The sequence below is a fragment of the Hydrogenobacter hydrogenophilus genome, assembly GCF_900215655.1.
Classification (GTDB): domain Bacteria; phylum Aquificota; class Aquificia; order Aquificales; family Aquificaceae; genus Hydrogenobacter; species Hydrogenobacter hydrogenophilus.
Genome location: NZ_OBEN01000001.1, coordinates 371,434 through 384,971, shown reverse-complemented (window position 1 = coordinate 384,971; position 13,538 = coordinate 371,434). Strand labels below are relative to the sequence as shown.

General features: G+C 41.4%; 14 protein-coding genes and 1 tRNA gene. 11 read left to right on the top strand and 4 right to left on the bottom strand.

From position 1 onward, the window contains the following. Nucleotides 1-10 precede the first annotated feature (10 nt). Genes mnmL through CP948_RS02145 form a run of 4 tightly spaced genes read left to right on the top strand, consistent with a single transcriptional unit; the run spans nucleotide 11 to nucleotide 4,202 of the window. Nucleotides 11-952, top strand: coding sequence for a tRNA modification radical SAM protein MnmL/YtqA (mnmL, locus tag CP948_RS02160; RefSeq protein WP_096600602.1), 942 nt, complete (start codon nucleotides 11-13; stop codon nucleotides 950-952). Continuing rightward, nucleotides 949-2,130: a cation diffusion facilitator family transporter gene (locus CP948_RS02155; protein ID WP_096600601.1), complete on the top strand. Its 1,182-nt coding sequence runs from the start codon at nucleotides 949-951 to the stop codon at nucleotides 2,128-2,130. The genes mnmL and CP948_RS02155 overlap by 4 nt, the downstream gene beginning before the upstream one ends. Beyond that, on the top strand, nucleotides 2,084-3,358 hold the full coding sequence (locus CP948_RS02150; protein ID WP_096600600.1) for a dihydroorotase: 1,275 nt from the start codon (nucleotides 2,084-2,086) through the stop codon (nucleotides 3,356-3,358). The genes CP948_RS02155 and CP948_RS02150 overlap by 47 nt, the downstream gene beginning before the upstream one ends. Beyond that, nucleotides 3,351-4,202 (top strand): prephenate dehydrogenase, encoded by an 852-nt coding sequence (locus CP948_RS02145; protein WP_096600599.1) that lies wholly within the window; start codon nucleotides 3,351-3,353, stop codon nucleotides 4,200-4,202. The genes CP948_RS02150 and CP948_RS02145 overlap by 8 nt, the downstream gene beginning before the upstream one ends. On the opposite strand, the gene CP948_RS02140 is transcribed toward CP948_RS02145, so the two are convergent. Then, nucleotides 4,203-4,278: transfer RNA gene (locus CP948_RS02140), tRNA-Ala, on the bottom strand. It abuts the gene before it with no gap. A 75-nt stretch (nucleotides 4,279-4,353) separates the two neighbouring features. Between CP948_RS02140 and metE the strand changes: the two genes are divergently transcribed. Both metE and CP948_RS02130 read left to right on the top strand, forming a co-directional pair. After that, nucleotides 4,354-6,660, top strand: a complete 2,307-nt coding sequence (gene metE, locus CP948_RS02135; protein WP_096600598.1) for a 5-methyltetrahydropteroyltriglutamate--homocysteine S-methyltransferase — start codon at nucleotides 4,354-4,356, stop codon at nucleotides 6,658-6,660. Next, nucleotides 6,661-7,647, top strand: coding sequence for an ATP-binding protein (locus CP948_RS02130; RefSeq protein ID WP_096600596.1), 987 nt, complete (start codon nucleotides 6,661-6,663; stop codon nucleotides 7,645-7,647). Here CP948_RS02130 and CP948_RS02125 read toward each other — a convergent pair. After that, nucleotides 7,639-8,850 (bottom strand): bifunctional 3,4-dihydroxy-2-butanone-4-phosphate synthase/GTP cyclohydrolase II, encoded by a 1,212-nt coding sequence (locus CP948_RS02125; protein ID WP_096600594.1) that lies wholly within the window; start codon nucleotides 8,848-8,850, stop codon nucleotides 7,639-7,641. The genes CP948_RS02130 and CP948_RS02125 overlap by 9 nt on opposite strands. Nucleotides 8,851-8,854: 4 nt before the next feature. Then, the gene (locus CP948_RS02120; protein ID WP_096600592.1) at nucleotides 8,855-9,064 is read right to left on the bottom strand and encodes a hypothetical protein; all 210 of its coding nucleotides are present in this window, start codon (nucleotides 9,062-9,064) and stop codon (nucleotides 8,855-8,857) included. 24 nt (nucleotides 9,065-9,088) lie between these two features. On the opposite strand from CP948_RS02120, the gene CP948_RS02115 reads away from it, so the two are divergent. Genes CP948_RS02115 through CP948_RS02100 form a run of 4 tightly spaced genes read left to right on the top strand, consistent with a single transcriptional unit; the run spans nucleotide 9,089 to nucleotide 12,553 of the window. Further along, nucleotides 9,089-10,750, top strand: a complete 1,662-nt coding sequence (locus CP948_RS02115) for an ABC transporter ATP-binding protein (protein ID WP_096600590.1) — start codon at nucleotides 9,089-9,091, stop codon at nucleotides 10,748-10,750. Nucleotides 10,751-10,806: 56 nt separating this feature from the next. After that, nucleotides 10,807-11,241 (top strand): Fur family transcriptional regulator, encoded by a 435-nt coding sequence (locus CP948_RS02110; protein ID WP_096600587.1) that lies wholly within the window; start codon nucleotides 10,807-10,809, stop codon nucleotides 11,239-11,241. Further along, nucleotides 11,220-11,531 (top strand): 4a-hydroxytetrahydrobiopterin dehydratase, encoded by a 312-nt coding sequence (locus CP948_RS02105; protein ID WP_096600585.1) that lies wholly within the window; start codon nucleotides 11,220-11,222, stop codon nucleotides 11,529-11,531. The genes CP948_RS02110 and CP948_RS02105 overlap by 22 nt, the downstream gene beginning before the upstream one ends. Continuing rightward, entirely contained in the window at nucleotides 11,528-12,553 is a 1,026-nt protein-coding gene (locus tag CP948_RS02100) for a lipoate--protein ligase (protein WP_096600583.1), read from the top strand. Before CP948_RS02105 ends, CP948_RS02100 begins: the two co-directional genes overlap by 4 nt. Nucleotides 12,554-12,581: 28 nt before the next feature. Here the strand turns inward: CP948_RS02100 and CP948_RS09035 are convergent, their stop codons facing one another. Beyond that, nucleotides 12,582-12,722 (bottom strand): hypothetical protein, encoded by a 141-nt coding sequence (locus CP948_RS09035; protein ID WP_425479792.1) that lies wholly within the window; start codon nucleotides 12,720-12,722, stop codon nucleotides 12,582-12,584. 487 nt (nucleotides 12,723-13,209) lie between these two features. Between CP948_RS09035 and CP948_RS02095 the strand changes: the two genes are divergently transcribed. Continuing rightward, complete coding sequence (locus CP948_RS02095) at nucleotides 13,210-13,536, top strand: hypothetical protein (protein WP_096600580.1); 327 nt, start codon at nucleotides 13,210-13,212, stop codon at nucleotides 13,534-13,536. Nucleotides 13,537-13,538 lie beyond the last annotated feature (2 nt).

Below are 13,538 nucleotides of genomic sequence, written 5' to 3'. Positions count from 1 at the left end.
ATTATTTACTATGCAAACTTTGGAAAGAAGCTTTTACTTTTCTCTGAAGGACTACCTAAAAGAGCGCTATGGCAAAAGGGTGCAGAAGATAACGGTGGCTCTGCCCTTTACCTGTCCCAATATAGATGGCACTAAGGCTGTGGGGGGTTGTACCTACTGCTTTTCGGGTACAAGGCCTGCACACTTAGAACCCCATGTTCCTCTGCGCCAGCAAATAGAGGAGGGTATAAAGAGAGCCAAGGAGCGCTATGGCAGAAACATACTATTTTTCGTGTATTACCAGTCTTACTCCAACACTTACGGAGAGAAGGATTACCTGAAATCCATCTACGATACCGCTCTTGAGTTTGATGAGGTGGTGGGTATAGATGTGGGGACGCGCCCAGACTGTGCGCCCGAGTGGGTGCTGGATCTTTTAGAGAGCTATATCCTGAAGGGTTTAGAAGTTTGGGTAGAATACGGCTTGCAAAGCGCCAACTTTAGGACTCTGAGGTTCATAAACAGAGCTCATGGAATTTCTGACTTTGTGGATGCGGTCCTTAGGACCAAAAGAAGAAACCTCAAAGTGTGCGCTCACATCATATTGGGTCTTCCCTTTGAGGACCAAGAGGACATGTTGGAAACAGGAAAGCTTTTGGCAAGCCTTCCAATAGACGGTGTGAAAATACATCCCCTACATATCATAAAGAACACCAAGATGGCAGAGCAGTACCTAAGGGGTGAGTTTGGTGTGCTGAGCCTTGAGGAGTATGCAAAAAGAGCGGTAGATGTGATAGAGATCCTACCGCCTCATGTGGTGATCCATCGCTTAACGGGAGAGGTGGAACCAGAAAGGCTTATAGCTCCAGAATACTGCACTTATGCTAAAAAACAAGAAGTTATAAATGCCATAATAGAAGAACTAAAAAGGCGAAATACCCATCAAGGTGCTAAAATACCCTTTAACAGATGAAAAAGGAGCATTGGGCTTTATTATCACTGGGTATAAACACGCTTCAAGCCTTAGCAAAGATCATAGCAGGTTTGCTAACAGGCAGTCTATCTATGATAGGTGAATCGTTTCATTCCCTTTCGGACTCCTTTGCCTCTGTGATCACCTACCTTACCCTCAGGTTTTCTGAGAAAAAGAGTGAGAAATTTCCTTACGGTCTTTACAAGCTGGAAAATGTGGGTTCTATTGTTATAGCCATCTTTTTGCTTCTTGCAAGTGTGGAGATATTCAAGAGAGCCTTTGGCTCACAGGTAGTTATAAGAAAAGAGTATATGGCTGTGGGGCTTGGTGTCATAAGCTTTTCTCTTCTTAGCTCTTTAATTCTTTCCTTTTTAGAAAGAAGGGCAGGCAAAAAGCTAAACTCTCCTGTGCTTGTTGCAGACTCTTATCATACGCTCACTGATGCCTTTGGTTCTTCTTTGGTGCTTATGAGCTTTCTGAGTTCTTACGCTGGATATGAGCTGGACAGGTATTTTGCGTTAGGAGTTTCTGCCCTCATAGCTTACACCGCTCTTGGCATACTCAAAAAAGAAGTTTCTGTGCTTTTAGACATTTCTGCAGACCAAAATACCCTGAGCAAGATAAGGGAGATCATTCTGAGCTTTGATGAGGTGCTGGAGATAAAGCATCTATTTGTTAGGTCCTCTGGTGGCAGGCTCTTTGCAGATATTACCTTAGTGGTTTCAGGGAGGGACTTTTTACAGATGCACAGTATTGTAGATAGAATAGAAGAGAAGCTAAAGGCAGAGGTACCACAGCTTGAGATGGTTTTCATTCATTACGAACCTAAGCAAGAGACTACCCTGGGAGTGCTTTTAAACGAGAAGGGGGAAGTGAGTGAAAGCTTTAGTGCTCAAAAACTCATGCTCTTCAAAAAAGGTGAAAAGCTCCAGCTCATAAAAGACCTTCCACAAAACGAACAGAAACTCGCACAGTTCCTTATGGAAAAGGGTGTTTCCATAATACTCTGTGGGCATCATCCAGAAAGTAAAGAAGCCAAATGGATCATAAGCAGGTGCGGTGCCTTTGTTTGGGAAACCCAAGAGAAAAACCCGTACTTGGCTATATCCGAGGTAGCTTATAATTTTAGCGATGTCCAAACTGCTCATAAAGAGAGGAAGGATCATAGACCCATCTGATAACATTGACATTATAGGAGACATTCTTGTAGAAAAGGGAAAGGTAAAGGCTATAGGTGAGGATCTTTTTGAGCTTGAAGCTCAGGTGATAGACGCATCTGGACTAATTGTGTGTCCTTCCTTTATAGACCTGCATGTGCATCTTAGAGACCCAGGACAAACTTACAAAGAAGACATAGAGAGTGGAAGCAAGTGCGCGGTGGCAGGAGGATATACCACTGTGGTGTGTATGCCCAACACAAATCCACCCATAGATAGGCCAGAGGTCGCTCAGTACATAATAAGCAAGGCAAGGACTGTTGGTCTGTGCTTAGTTTTACCTTCTGGAACTCTTACAAAGGGTAGGAAAGGGAAAGAGCTCTCTGACTTTTACGCTCTTAAGTCTGCGGGGTGCGTTGCCCTCACAGATGATGGAAGTCCCCTTATGGACAGCAAACTCATGAAGAGAGCTTTAGAACTTGCAGGACAGTTGGGACTTATTGTTATGAACCACTGCGAAGATGACAGTCTTGCATATGGACACATAAACGAAGGGTATGTGAGCGCTCTTTTAGGTATCTCTTCAAGACCTCCCGAGGCAGAAGATATACTTGTGGCAAGAGACCTGATACTCTCTTACCATACAGGCTCTCACATTCACATACAGCATCTTAGTAGTGCTCTAAGCGTGGAACTAATAAGGTACTTTAAAGAGAAGGGTGCTAAAGTCTCTTGCGAAGTGAACCCTTACCATCTTGTATTTACAGAGGAGGAGATCCTAAAGTCAGGCTCTTCTGCTAAGGTGAACCCACCCTTGAGAAGAAAAGAAGACAGAGATGCTCTCATATCCGCTTTAAAAGAGGGTATAATAGACTGCATAGCAACAGATCACGCACCCCATGCGAGTTGGGAAAAAAGACAGATAGAGAATGCAAAACCAGGCATGATAGGTTTGCAGACCGCTTTACCTATGGCTTTGGAGCTGGTAAGACAAGGACACATAACCTTAAAAGATGTGATAAATCTAATGTCATGCAGACCTGCACAGATACTCAAATTAGAAGGATGCGGAACTCTAAAGGTGGGTTCAAAAGCCAACATAACCATATTTGATCCAGAAAGAGAGTGGATTCTTGACGAAAAGACAAACCATTCTAAGTCCAAAAACACACCCCTGTGGAAAAAGACCCTCAAAGGGAAAGTGCTTTACACCATCTTTGAAGGGAAGGTAGTTTATCAAGATGTTTAAAAGGTTGTGTGTAATAGGTGTGGGCTTTATGGGAGGATCTTTTGCTTTGGCTTTTAGGGAATCTTTTCCCAACTGTGAGATCTTGGGAATTGACATAAACCCGTATGCCATTGATAAAGCTATCCAGCTCGGTGTTATAGATAAAGGAAGCGTGCAGATGAATAACCTTCTTCTCTTTAAACCTGACCTTATAATGCTCGCCACACCTGTGGGAACTTTTGAAAGCATTGCAAAGGAGCTTTCTTCTCTTGACCTAAAGGATAGTCTTATAACAGACCTCGGAAGCGTAAAGGGTAGGTTGGTTTATATGCTGGAAGAGTATTTGGGGGAAAACTTTGTAGGGGGCCATCCCATCGCAGGCACGGAAAAGTCAGGTGTAGAAAACAGCAACAAGGACCTTTTCAAGGGTAAAAGATGTATTCTGACACCAACACAGAGGACATCACCCAAAGCTTTGGAGAAGATAAAAAACATGTGGGTGTCTCTTGGTGCGTTGGTAGAAGAGATGGACCCATTTCTGCATGACTATGTGTTTGGAGCGGTATCTCACCTTCCCCATGCGGTTGCCTTTGCCCTCATAGATGCCATCAAAAACTTGAGCAAAGATAGTGTGGACCTTTTTAAGTACCCAGGTGGAGGCTTTAAAGACTTTACACGTATAGCGGGATCAGACCCTATCATGTGGAGAGACATATTCTTAGAAAACAGGGAAAATGTTCTAAAAGCCATAGAAGCTTTTGAAATGTCCCTTAAAAACCTCAAGGAGCTCATAAAAAGCGGAAATTTACAAGAACTCACAGATTATCTACTTAGTGCCAAGAACTGTAGAGAAAAGATAAACTAATGGTGGAGCGGAGGGGACTTGAACCCCCGACCTCCTACACGCCAAGCAGGCGCTCTCCCAACTGAGCTACCGCCCCTACAGCTTTCAATACTTATATTATCTTAAAAGCTTTTTTTAGTCAAGCTATAATATTTGATAGGAGGTTTAATTGATGGAGACTTTGGCTTATGGGTTTCCTAAGCTGGGAGAAAAGAGAGAGTTCAAAAACCTTTTAGAAAACTATTGGAAGGGGAAAATCTCTGAAGAGGACCTTATAAAGGGAATTAATGCACTCAGAGACTGGATGGTGGGACTATACAAAGACACTGTGGACCTTTTTCCTTCCAACGAGCTTTCTTACTATGACTTTATGTTAGATACCGCTATAATGGTAGGAGCTGTCCCTTCAAGATTTGGAGAGTTCAAAGGCCTCAGTACATACTTTGAGATGGCGCGTGGATCTCAAGCGTTGGAGATGACCAAATACTTCAACACCAACTATCACTACCTGGTGCCAGAACTTGAAGGTACAGACTTTAAACTCTTGAAAAACTACCCTCTTGAAGAATATCTTTACTTCAAAAGCAAAGGCATAGAAACCCTGCCCAAGATCATCTCACCCTACACCTTTTTGAAGCTTTCCAAAGCATTAGTCAAAGGATCTTCACCTCTTCCTGTATATCACCTTTCCAAGATAGAAAGGTTTGAGGATCTGGAGCGTTATCTTTTGGCACTACTGCCCGTTTATGAGGAAGTTTTAAAACAGCTAAGGCAGGAGGGAGCAAAGGTAGTACTCTTTGAAGACCCCGCACTATGCTACGAAATGGAAAGCCAGGAGTGGGACCTTGTGCATGAGATGTACAAAAGACTGAGTGAGCATGCGGACATATATGTAATGACTTACTACGATAGCGTATCTGATTACAAAAGGTTCGTAGACCTGCCAGTTAAGGCTCTTGGTCTTGATCTTGTATCCAACAGAGAGAATTTGGAAAATATAAGAAAGCACGGATTTCCTTCTGACAAAAAGCTCATAGCGGGTATAATAAACGGCAGGCAGGTTTGGAGAGCAAGCCTTACGGAAAAGATAAGGCTCGCTGAGGAGCTCTTAAAATATGCCCAGCATTTAATCATATCCAACTCCTGTCCCCTCTTTCATCTGCCAGTTAGCACACAGCCCGAGGAAGACCTTCCTGTGCATCAGGTTCAGATAGAAGGTTTGACTTCGCTCAGTTTAAAAGAGCGTCTGGCTTTTGCCAAAGAGAAACTTCAGGAGCTAAACCTCATAAAAAGAGCTATAGAGGGAGACCAGCAAGCCCGTATGATGGTAGAAAAAGTAGAAAACATAGTGAGTGTGCCTTTTGGAGTGAACCAAGAGGTAAGAAGAAGAGTAAACGCCCTTACAGAAAGAGACTTTCAGAGGGAGTTAGATTACAAAGAGAGGATAAAGCTCCAACAGGAGATTCTGCGCCTGCCTACATTTCCAACCACCACTATAGGTTCCTTCCCCCAGACGGAAGAAGTGAGAAAGATAAGGGCTTCCTATACCGCCGGCAAGGTGTCTCCAAAAGAGTACGAAGAGTTTATTAAGAAACAGATACAGCATGTAATAAGAGTTCAAGAAGAGATAGGTCTTGATGTGTTGGTTCACGGTGAGTTTGAAAGAACAGACATGGTGGAGTTCTTTGCCCAGAAGTTAGAAGGTATAGCAACCACCAAACACGGATGGGTACTCTCTTACGGTTCACGGGTGTATAGGCCTCCCATCATCTACGGAGATGTGTATAGACCCTCACCTATGACTCTGAATGAGATCACCTACGCTCAGTCTTTGACGGAAAAACCCGTAAAAGGTATGCTCACAGGACCCGTAACCATACTCAACTGGAGCTATTACAGAGAAGACATTCCCAAAAAAGAGATAGCCTATCAGATAGCCTTGGCTCTTCTTGAAGAAGTTAAAGACCTTGAAAGGGCAGGCATTAAGATCATACAGATAGATGAACCTGCCTTCAGAGAGGGTGCACCCATAAAGAGGAAGGACTGGGACGAGTACTTTGATTGGGCGGTAAAGGCTTTCAGACTGTGCTCCAGAGCAAATCCACAAACCCAGATACACACTCACATGTGCTACAGCGAGTTTAACGATGTTATGGAGTACATATACCAAATGGATTTTGATGTCATATCCATAGAGGCTTCAAGGAGCAAAGGTGAGATCATATCAGCCTTTGAAAAATTCAAAGGATGGGACAGGCAGATAGGTATAGGTGTGTATGATATACACTCTCCAGCTGTACCTACAAAGGAAAGCATAAGGTCTGTTTTAGAAAGAGCTATGAAGGTGCTTCCAAAAGAGCTCCTTTGGGTGAACCCAGACTGTGGTCTAAAGACAAGAAGGTGGGAAGAGGTAGTGCCATCTTTGAAAAATATGGTGGAGGTGGCACAGGAGCTAAGGGAAAAGTACGCTACTGTGTAAATGAGCATTCTCAGTGATTTCCTAAGAGAAGTAGATGAAGGCTATGCGGTCATAAACATATCCGGAAGGGTAGTTTATGCCAATGACTTTATGATAAAGAGAGGCATACTTAAAAAGGATTGGGAGGGAAAGCCATATTACGAGTGTTTCAATATGCTTTCCTTTGTGTCCGCCATAGCGGAATGCATAGCGGAAAAGAAAAGGATAAAGACATTGGTGGAACACGAAGATGTAGGGTATTCAGTGGACTTGTTTCCTGCAAAGGACGGCATACTCTTAAGGATAACGGACATCACACAGCTTAAAAGATACGAAAGATCAAAAAAGGAGTTTATAGCCAATGTGTCGCACGAGCTCAAAACACCCATAACCATAATAAAGAGCATTCTTGAAACTCTCATAGAGGAAGAGCAAGACGAGAAAAAGAAGAACATGTTAGAAAGAGCCTTGCGAAGGTCCGAGGATATGAAGAGCTTAGTGGAAGACCTTTTAATCATTACAAAACTTGAATCAGGAGAAGAAAAGCTTGGAAAAGAAAGTGTAAATCTGTGGGAGGTAGTTGAGCTTGTATTTGATGACATTATGGAAATGGCACAGGATAAAAAAGTCCAACTTATAAACCGTGTGGATAAAAGCTTTAAAGTTTATGCGGATCAAGAAAAGCTAACTCTTCTACTTTTGAACCTTGTGGATAATGGGGTAAAGTACAACAAAATGAACGGTGAAGTGGTAGTAAATGCTTACATACAAGATACCTATGCTGTTATAGAAGTTTCCGATACAGGTATAGGTATACCAAAGGAACATTTACCTTTTGTGTTTGAGCGGTTTTACAGAGTGGACAGCTCTAGGTCAAAGGAGGTGGGAGGCACAGGTTTGGGTCTTTCTATAGTTAAGCACATAGCGCTCTCACACGGCGGAAAGGTGCAGGTGGAGAGTAAAGAAGGAGAAGGTAGCAGGTTCAGGGTTTTCTTACCCTTAAAGTAGATGCCCAAGTTTGGACTTTTTGGTTTCTAAGTATTTTTGGTTGTGTTCACAAGGGTCTATTTTTAGAGGGACTCTTTCTACTACCTCAAGCCCGTATCCTTCTAAAGCTACTATCTTTCTGGGATTATTGGTCAAAAGGCGCATCTTTCTTACACCTAAGTCTAAAAGGATCTGAACCCCCACACCGTAGTCTCTTAAGTCCGCTGGGTAGCCTACCTTTTCGTTGGCTTCCACCGTATCATAACCCATGTCCTGTAGCTGGTAAGCCTTTATCTTATTGACTATACCTATGCCTCTTCCTTCGTGTCCCATTATATATACCAAAACACCTTTACCCTCTTTGGCTATGATCTCCATAGCGGTCTCAAGCTGAGACCTACAATCACACCTTAGAGACTTAAAGACATCACCTGTAAGACATTCTGAATGCACGCGCACAAGCACTGGCTCATCTTCTTTCCACTCCCCCATGGTAAGAGCTATCTGTTCCTCTCCAGTAAGCATATGCCTGTATGCGTGTATTTTGAAAAATCCGTACCTTGTGGGAAGGTTTGCGGTAGCTTCTCTGACAACCAACCTCTCTCTCTTAAGTCTGTATCTTATGAGATCCGCTATGGTTATTATCTTGAGCCCAAACCTTTTTGCAAACTTTATAAGGTCTGGTAGCCTTGCCATAGTTCCGTCTTCGTTCATAATCTCGCATATTACTCCTGCAGGATAAAGGCCAGCAAGCTTTGCTAAGTCTACAGATGCTTCTGTGTGCCCTGCTCTCTCCAACACGCCACCGGGTTTTGCCTTCAAAGGAAACACATGTCCCGGACGGATAAAATCAGATGGCTTTGCATCTGGGCTTATTGCAAGTTTTATGGTGATGGCTCTGTCGTAAGCGGATATGCCTGTAGTGGTACCAAATCTTGGATGAGCGTCAATAGATACACAGAAGTATGTACCTTTAGGGTCTGTGTTCCTTGTAGCCATAGGGTAAAGATCAAGCTCTTCGCATCTTTCTGGTGTTAGAGTAAGGCACACAAGACCTCGCCCATACTTGGTCATAAAGTTTATGGCTTCTGGAGTTATCTTCTCAGCAGCCATTACAAGGTCCCCCTCGTTCTCCCTGCTTGGATCATCAACCACTATAACCATCTTGCCTTCCCTTATGTCTTCTATTGCCTCCTCAACACTGCTAAACTTAAAATCCTCCATAGCCTTACCTCCTGCTTAGCTTTTCTTTTAATTCTATAAGTTTATCCCAAGCGTTGTCCAAAATACTCTTCTTATCTTGACCTTCTTCCACCACCTTTGTCTCTTTACCTGCAAGTTCAGAGGCTATTGAGTTTATTATCTTGGGACCAAAGTGAGTCCATACATGATCTATAATAAGAAAAGACAAAAGTAGGTATACTATATACTTTACCATGTTTAAATTAAAATATTTCCGCTAATGGATAATGTAAAGTGGCTTCTTCTAAGATTGAAGTCCTATTGGTATCTTATTCTTTTTGCGCTTTTGGGATCACTGCTTGAGTCTGCCGGGACTACAGGTATAAGTTTGGTAGTAAAAAACCTTGTCAATAACGTATTTTTAGTTAAAAACTACCAAGAGCTTATTAAGGTAGTTCTTTTCTTGCTGGCCTTTGCCTTTTTAAACCAGCTGGGAAACTTTCTTGCTTCTATATTTATAAACCTTTACTCAGAGCTTGAAGTAAAGAAAACCAGAAAGGAGGTTTTTAATAGGCTTCTAAAAGCGCAGTACGGTGTTCTTTCCAAAAACTCTTCAGGAGACATAATAACCAGGTTCATCTCGGATATGCAAGCTTACAGATCTCTATTGGGAGACCACCTTCCTAAGCTTTTTAGAGATCCTATTACAGTAGTAGCACTACTTGGTGTGCTTTTCTACAGAGATTGGCTACTCACAACCCTATTGGGAGTTTTACTACCCCTTTTGGCTTTTGCTGTAAGATACTTTGGTCATAAGAAAGGCAAATACATAAGACGGCTTCAGGAAAATGTAGGTATGATGACACAGAGTCTGACAAATGTTTTGAAGGGTTACGAAAACATTAAAACCTTCTCCTCCGAACAAAGGTTTCTCAGATGGTTTGAAGATTTTAATGAAAGAGTTTTTAAGGCAGGTATGAAGTCTACACTATACTCCACTACCAACTCAGTTTTTAACTTTGCTCTGGGTTACCTTGTTGTTTCCGTTATAATCCTTTACGGTGGAGTCAGAGTAATACAGGGAGATCTTACTCCCGGCGACTTTGTATCTTACATAACCGCGCTGTTTTTAATACATCAACCTCTCACAGAAGTTCAAAAGGGCTTGATGGAGGTCAAAGCAAGCATACCCATACTAACAAGAATAAGGGAGCTTTTGCACATACCTCAGGAAACTTCCGGGGACATTACCTTCCAAGGTTTAAAGGAAGGTATAAACATAAGAGACTTGAGGATAAAACTTGGACCAGAGATATTGCTAAAAGGTATAAATTTAGAGATCAAAAAGGGAGAAAAAATAGGTATTATAGGTCATACAGGCTCTGGAAAAACCACCTTTTTGAGAGCTCTTGCAGGACTATTGCTCTACGAGGGAAGTATAAAGTACGACGAGGTTGAACTAAAAGAGATAAATAAGGAAAGCTTTAGAAGACGCATAGGCTTTTTTACGCAACAGCCTTTTATCTTTGCAGGTAGTGTAAGAGAAAACCTATTGATAGCAAAACCTGACGCTAACGACCAGGAGATAAAAAGGGCTCTTGAGCTTTCTGCATGTGATTTTGTAAAGAGTCTTGATGAGCCTCTGGAAGAAGGTGGTAGGAATCTTTCGGGTGGAGAAATGCAGAGACTTACCCTTGCACGGCTGTTTTTAAAAAACCCTGATATTATCTTCCTTGATGAAGCCACTTCTGCTATGGATGTCAAAACGGAGCAAATAGTTCTAAAAAACATTTTTGAGTTTTTCAAAGATAAAACCATCATCTTGGTAGCTCATAGGTTTTCTAACATACTCTTGTGTGATCGCGTGCTTGCCTTCAAGGATGGTAAAATAATGGCTCAGGGTAATCCTCAGCAGGTAATACAGTTCTTTCTACAGCAGTAGCAAGAATCTTCTATCTGTTGCAAATTTTTTTTAAATGCTCTATATTATAACATACTATGGTAAAGGATGTAAGAAGAGAGCTTGAGAGGTTCGTAGATAAGTGCAAGAGCATGGGGCTCAAGATTACACCCCAAAGGGTTGCAGTTTACGAAGTGCTTTTAAATAGAGAGGATCATCCCACAGTTGAAGAGGTTTACAACGAGATAAAAAAAAGATATCCTTTTGTATCACTTGCTACAGTTTACAGAACTGTTGAAACCTTAGAAGACCTCGGTTTTGTCAAGAGGGTAGCCTATTGGGGAGGCTCTGTTAGATACGATGCAAATGTAGAAGACCATCACCACCTTATATGCACTAAGTGTGGTGCTATAAAAGATATCCAATTAGACATAAACTGGCAGGCACCTGAGCATTTAGAAGGCTACAAAGTGGAAAAGTACTCTCTACACATATACGGAGTGTGTCCCGCGTGTCAGAAGAAAGAGAATTAAAAACCTACACACCTGCACAGATATTGTCCAAACTCAGTCAAGAGCTTCCCCTTTGGCAATACCAAGAAGGCTATATAGTAAGAGAGTTCCATACCAAAAATTGGAAGGAGACTATTTTTCTCGCTAATGCCATAGCTTACTTAGCGGAAGTTTATTGGCATCATCCCGACTTGGAGCTGTCTTTTAAAAAACTCAAAGTAAAGCTCAAAACACACGAAGCAGACGGTATTACAGATAGAGACTTCAATTTGGCAAAGGAGATAGAAAGGATATCTAAAAAGCCAGAATGAAAATATACAGACTGGGTAAGCAGGGAAATCTAAGATCCATAACTCTTTTTCACGCTATGGCACGCCTTGGATACAGAGGTCTTGTTATCACAGAACCGGCGGACACATATGTGAGCGTTGGGTACTTTGATAAGACAGAGGATATAATAGACTACGAAAGGTGCAAAAGCTTGAACATACCCATCATTAGGCGAGAAGTGGGAGGTGGAGCGGTCCTGCTATCCCAAGGGCAGGTTTTTTATCAGCTTATACTTCCCAAAAAACAGGCACCTTTTAAAGTAGAGGACGCTTACAGAAAATTCTCTAAGCCAGTTATAGAAACCTACAGAAGGCTTGGAGTAGAGGTATTCTACAGACCCATAAACGACCTTGTAGTCAAAAGCGGTAAAAAAATAAGCGGTCAGGGTGCAGCCGATATAGGTGATAGCTTTGTTTTTGTAGGGAATGTTCTTTTGCAGTTTAATACCAAACTTATGTCAGAACTTTTCAAAGTTCAGGAGGAAAAATTCAGAGATAAACTTTATAAGAGTCTTGAAGAAAATATCACATGGGTGGAAAAGGAAACACATAAAAGCTTTTCCTACCAAGAGGTGGAAAACATACTGGTAGAAGAGTTTTCCAAGCTTATAGAATTTGAAGGCGAAGGAGAAATAAACAACCAAGTTTTGCACCTTGCGGATGAGCTGATGCAACATCTAACCTCAGAAAATGTTCTTTTTGAAGATACGGGCAGAAAGCACAAATTTTTAAAGATAAGAGAGGGAGTTTATGTAAAAAATGCAGTTAAGAAAGTGAAAGGCGGATTAATAAAAGCAGAAGTTTACATCAAAGAAAATATAATAGAAGATGTTAGCATATACGGAGATTTCACTCTTGTGCCGAAAAATGCCATCAAGGATCTTGAGAAAGAGTTAAAGGGTGCAAGTTTAGACCAAGTAAGATATAAGATAGAAGAGTTTTTAAAGAAGGCAGACATGCCAGGCGTTCATGTAGAAGACCTACTTGAGCTTTTACTCTTTTAACCTTTCTTTCATGTCAACTCTACTCTTTTCAATTCCCCACTTTCAATTCCACACGGTACATTAGAAACATACAACATGATTTTCTCTCGCTACAAAGACAGAGCCTTTCAATTCCACACGGTACATTAGAAACACCCAAAACTTTTGCTATCAGTTCCGTTATATCCATCTTTCAATTCCACACGGTACATTAGAAACAGGAAAAAGTGGTCTGAGATAAACATCTAAAAACTTCTTTCAATTCCACACGGTACATTAGAAACCCCAAAAGGGTATTTTAGAAAAACATTATACATCAACACTTTGCTAAAAGGGGTACCCTTTTCAAATGAAGTTAATTTTCGGAAATCTTCAGTTCCCAAAAAGGGGCTGAAAAGTTGCCATTTCTAACCATTGAAACTCAATTATCCCAAAAGCGCCTCATCAAAACATCAAAACACCAAAATGTTTTGATGAAGGTATCTAAGGTATATCACCCCTATAATCTTACAAATACAAGTCCTTATTCAACTGTCAAGATGACAAGGGGCTTATAAAACCCCTCAATCCTTTTTTTTGATTTTAACCCTTAGAGAGAGAAATTGCTTATGATATAGATCATAATTATGTATATAAATTTATTGGCTATGTTTTTGTATGTGTATAATTTTTTACTGATGAAGATAAGGGAGCTTACAAACCAGCAGAAGGATTTTCTTAAAAGAATACTTGAGGTGGAGGACCTGCCAGAAGGTGAGGATATTTCTGCTTTCCTTCAGTTAAAAGGCTACACCCTTTATGAGTGTATTAACTGTGGAAAACTTATCTTCCACGACAACTACGAGTTTTGGAATCTAAGCGAGTGTTGTGATGATAACTCCAAGTTAACGGATAAGGGGCTTATCTGTGAGGTGTGTTATTCAAAAAGCTTTGAAAACCTAAAGGATTGGGTATTTTTTAGACCTACTTGGATAAAAGATGTAGATTTTGGTAAAGGGGTCTGAAC

Bases quoted from the DNA above. Each gene is read 5' to 3' on its own strand.
- CP948_RS02150 (WP_096600600.1), top strand. From the start codon at position 2,084: ATGTCCAAACTGCTCATAAAGAGAGGAAGGATCATAGACCCATCTGAT.
- CP948_RS02115 (WP_096600590.1), top strand. From the start codon at position 9,089: ATGGATAATGTAAAGTGGCTTCTTCTAAGATTGAAGTCCTATTGGTAT.
- CP948_RS02120 (WP_096600592.1), bottom strand. From the start codon at position 9,064: ATGGTAAAGTATATAGTATACCTACTTTTGTCTTTTCTTATTATAGAT.
- CP948_RS02130 (WP_096600596.1), top strand. From the start codon at position 6,661: ATGAGCATTCTCAGTGATTTCCTAAGAGAAGTAGATGAAGGCTATGCG.
- CP948_RS02125 (WP_096600594.1), bottom strand. From the start codon at position 8,850: ATGGAGGATTTTAAGTTTAGCAGTGTTGAGGAGGCAATAGAAGACATA.
- CP948_RS02095 (WP_096600580.1), top strand. From the start codon at position 13,210: ATGAAGATAAGGGAGCTTACAAACCAGCAGAAGGATTTTCTTAAAAGA.
- CP948_RS02100 (WP_096600583.1), top strand. From the start codon at position 11,528: ATGAAAATATACAGACTGGGTAAGCAGGGAAATCTAAGATCCATAACT.
- CP948_RS02110 (WP_096600587.1), top strand. From the start codon at position 10,807: ATGGTAAAGGATGTAAGAAGAGAGCTTGAGAGGTTCGTAGATAAGTGC.
- CP948_RS09035 (WP_425479792.1), bottom strand. From the start codon at position 12,722: ATGGATATAACGGAACTGATAGCAAAAGTTTTGGGTGTTTCTAATGTA.
- mnmL (WP_096600602.1), top strand. From the start codon at position 11: ATGCAAACTTTGGAAAGAAGCTTTTACTTTTCTCTGAAGGACTACCTA.
- metE (WP_096600598.1), top strand. From the start codon at position 4,354: ATGGAGACTTTGGCTTATGGGTTTCCTAAGCTGGGAGAAAAGAGAGAG.
- CP948_RS02145 (WP_096600599.1), top strand. From the start codon at position 3,351: ATGTTTAAAAGGTTGTGTGTAATAGGTGTGGGCTTTATGGGAGGATCT.
- CP948_RS02155 (WP_096600601.1), top strand. From the start codon at position 949: ATGAAAAAGGAGCATTGGGCTTTATTATCACTGGGTATAAACACGCTT.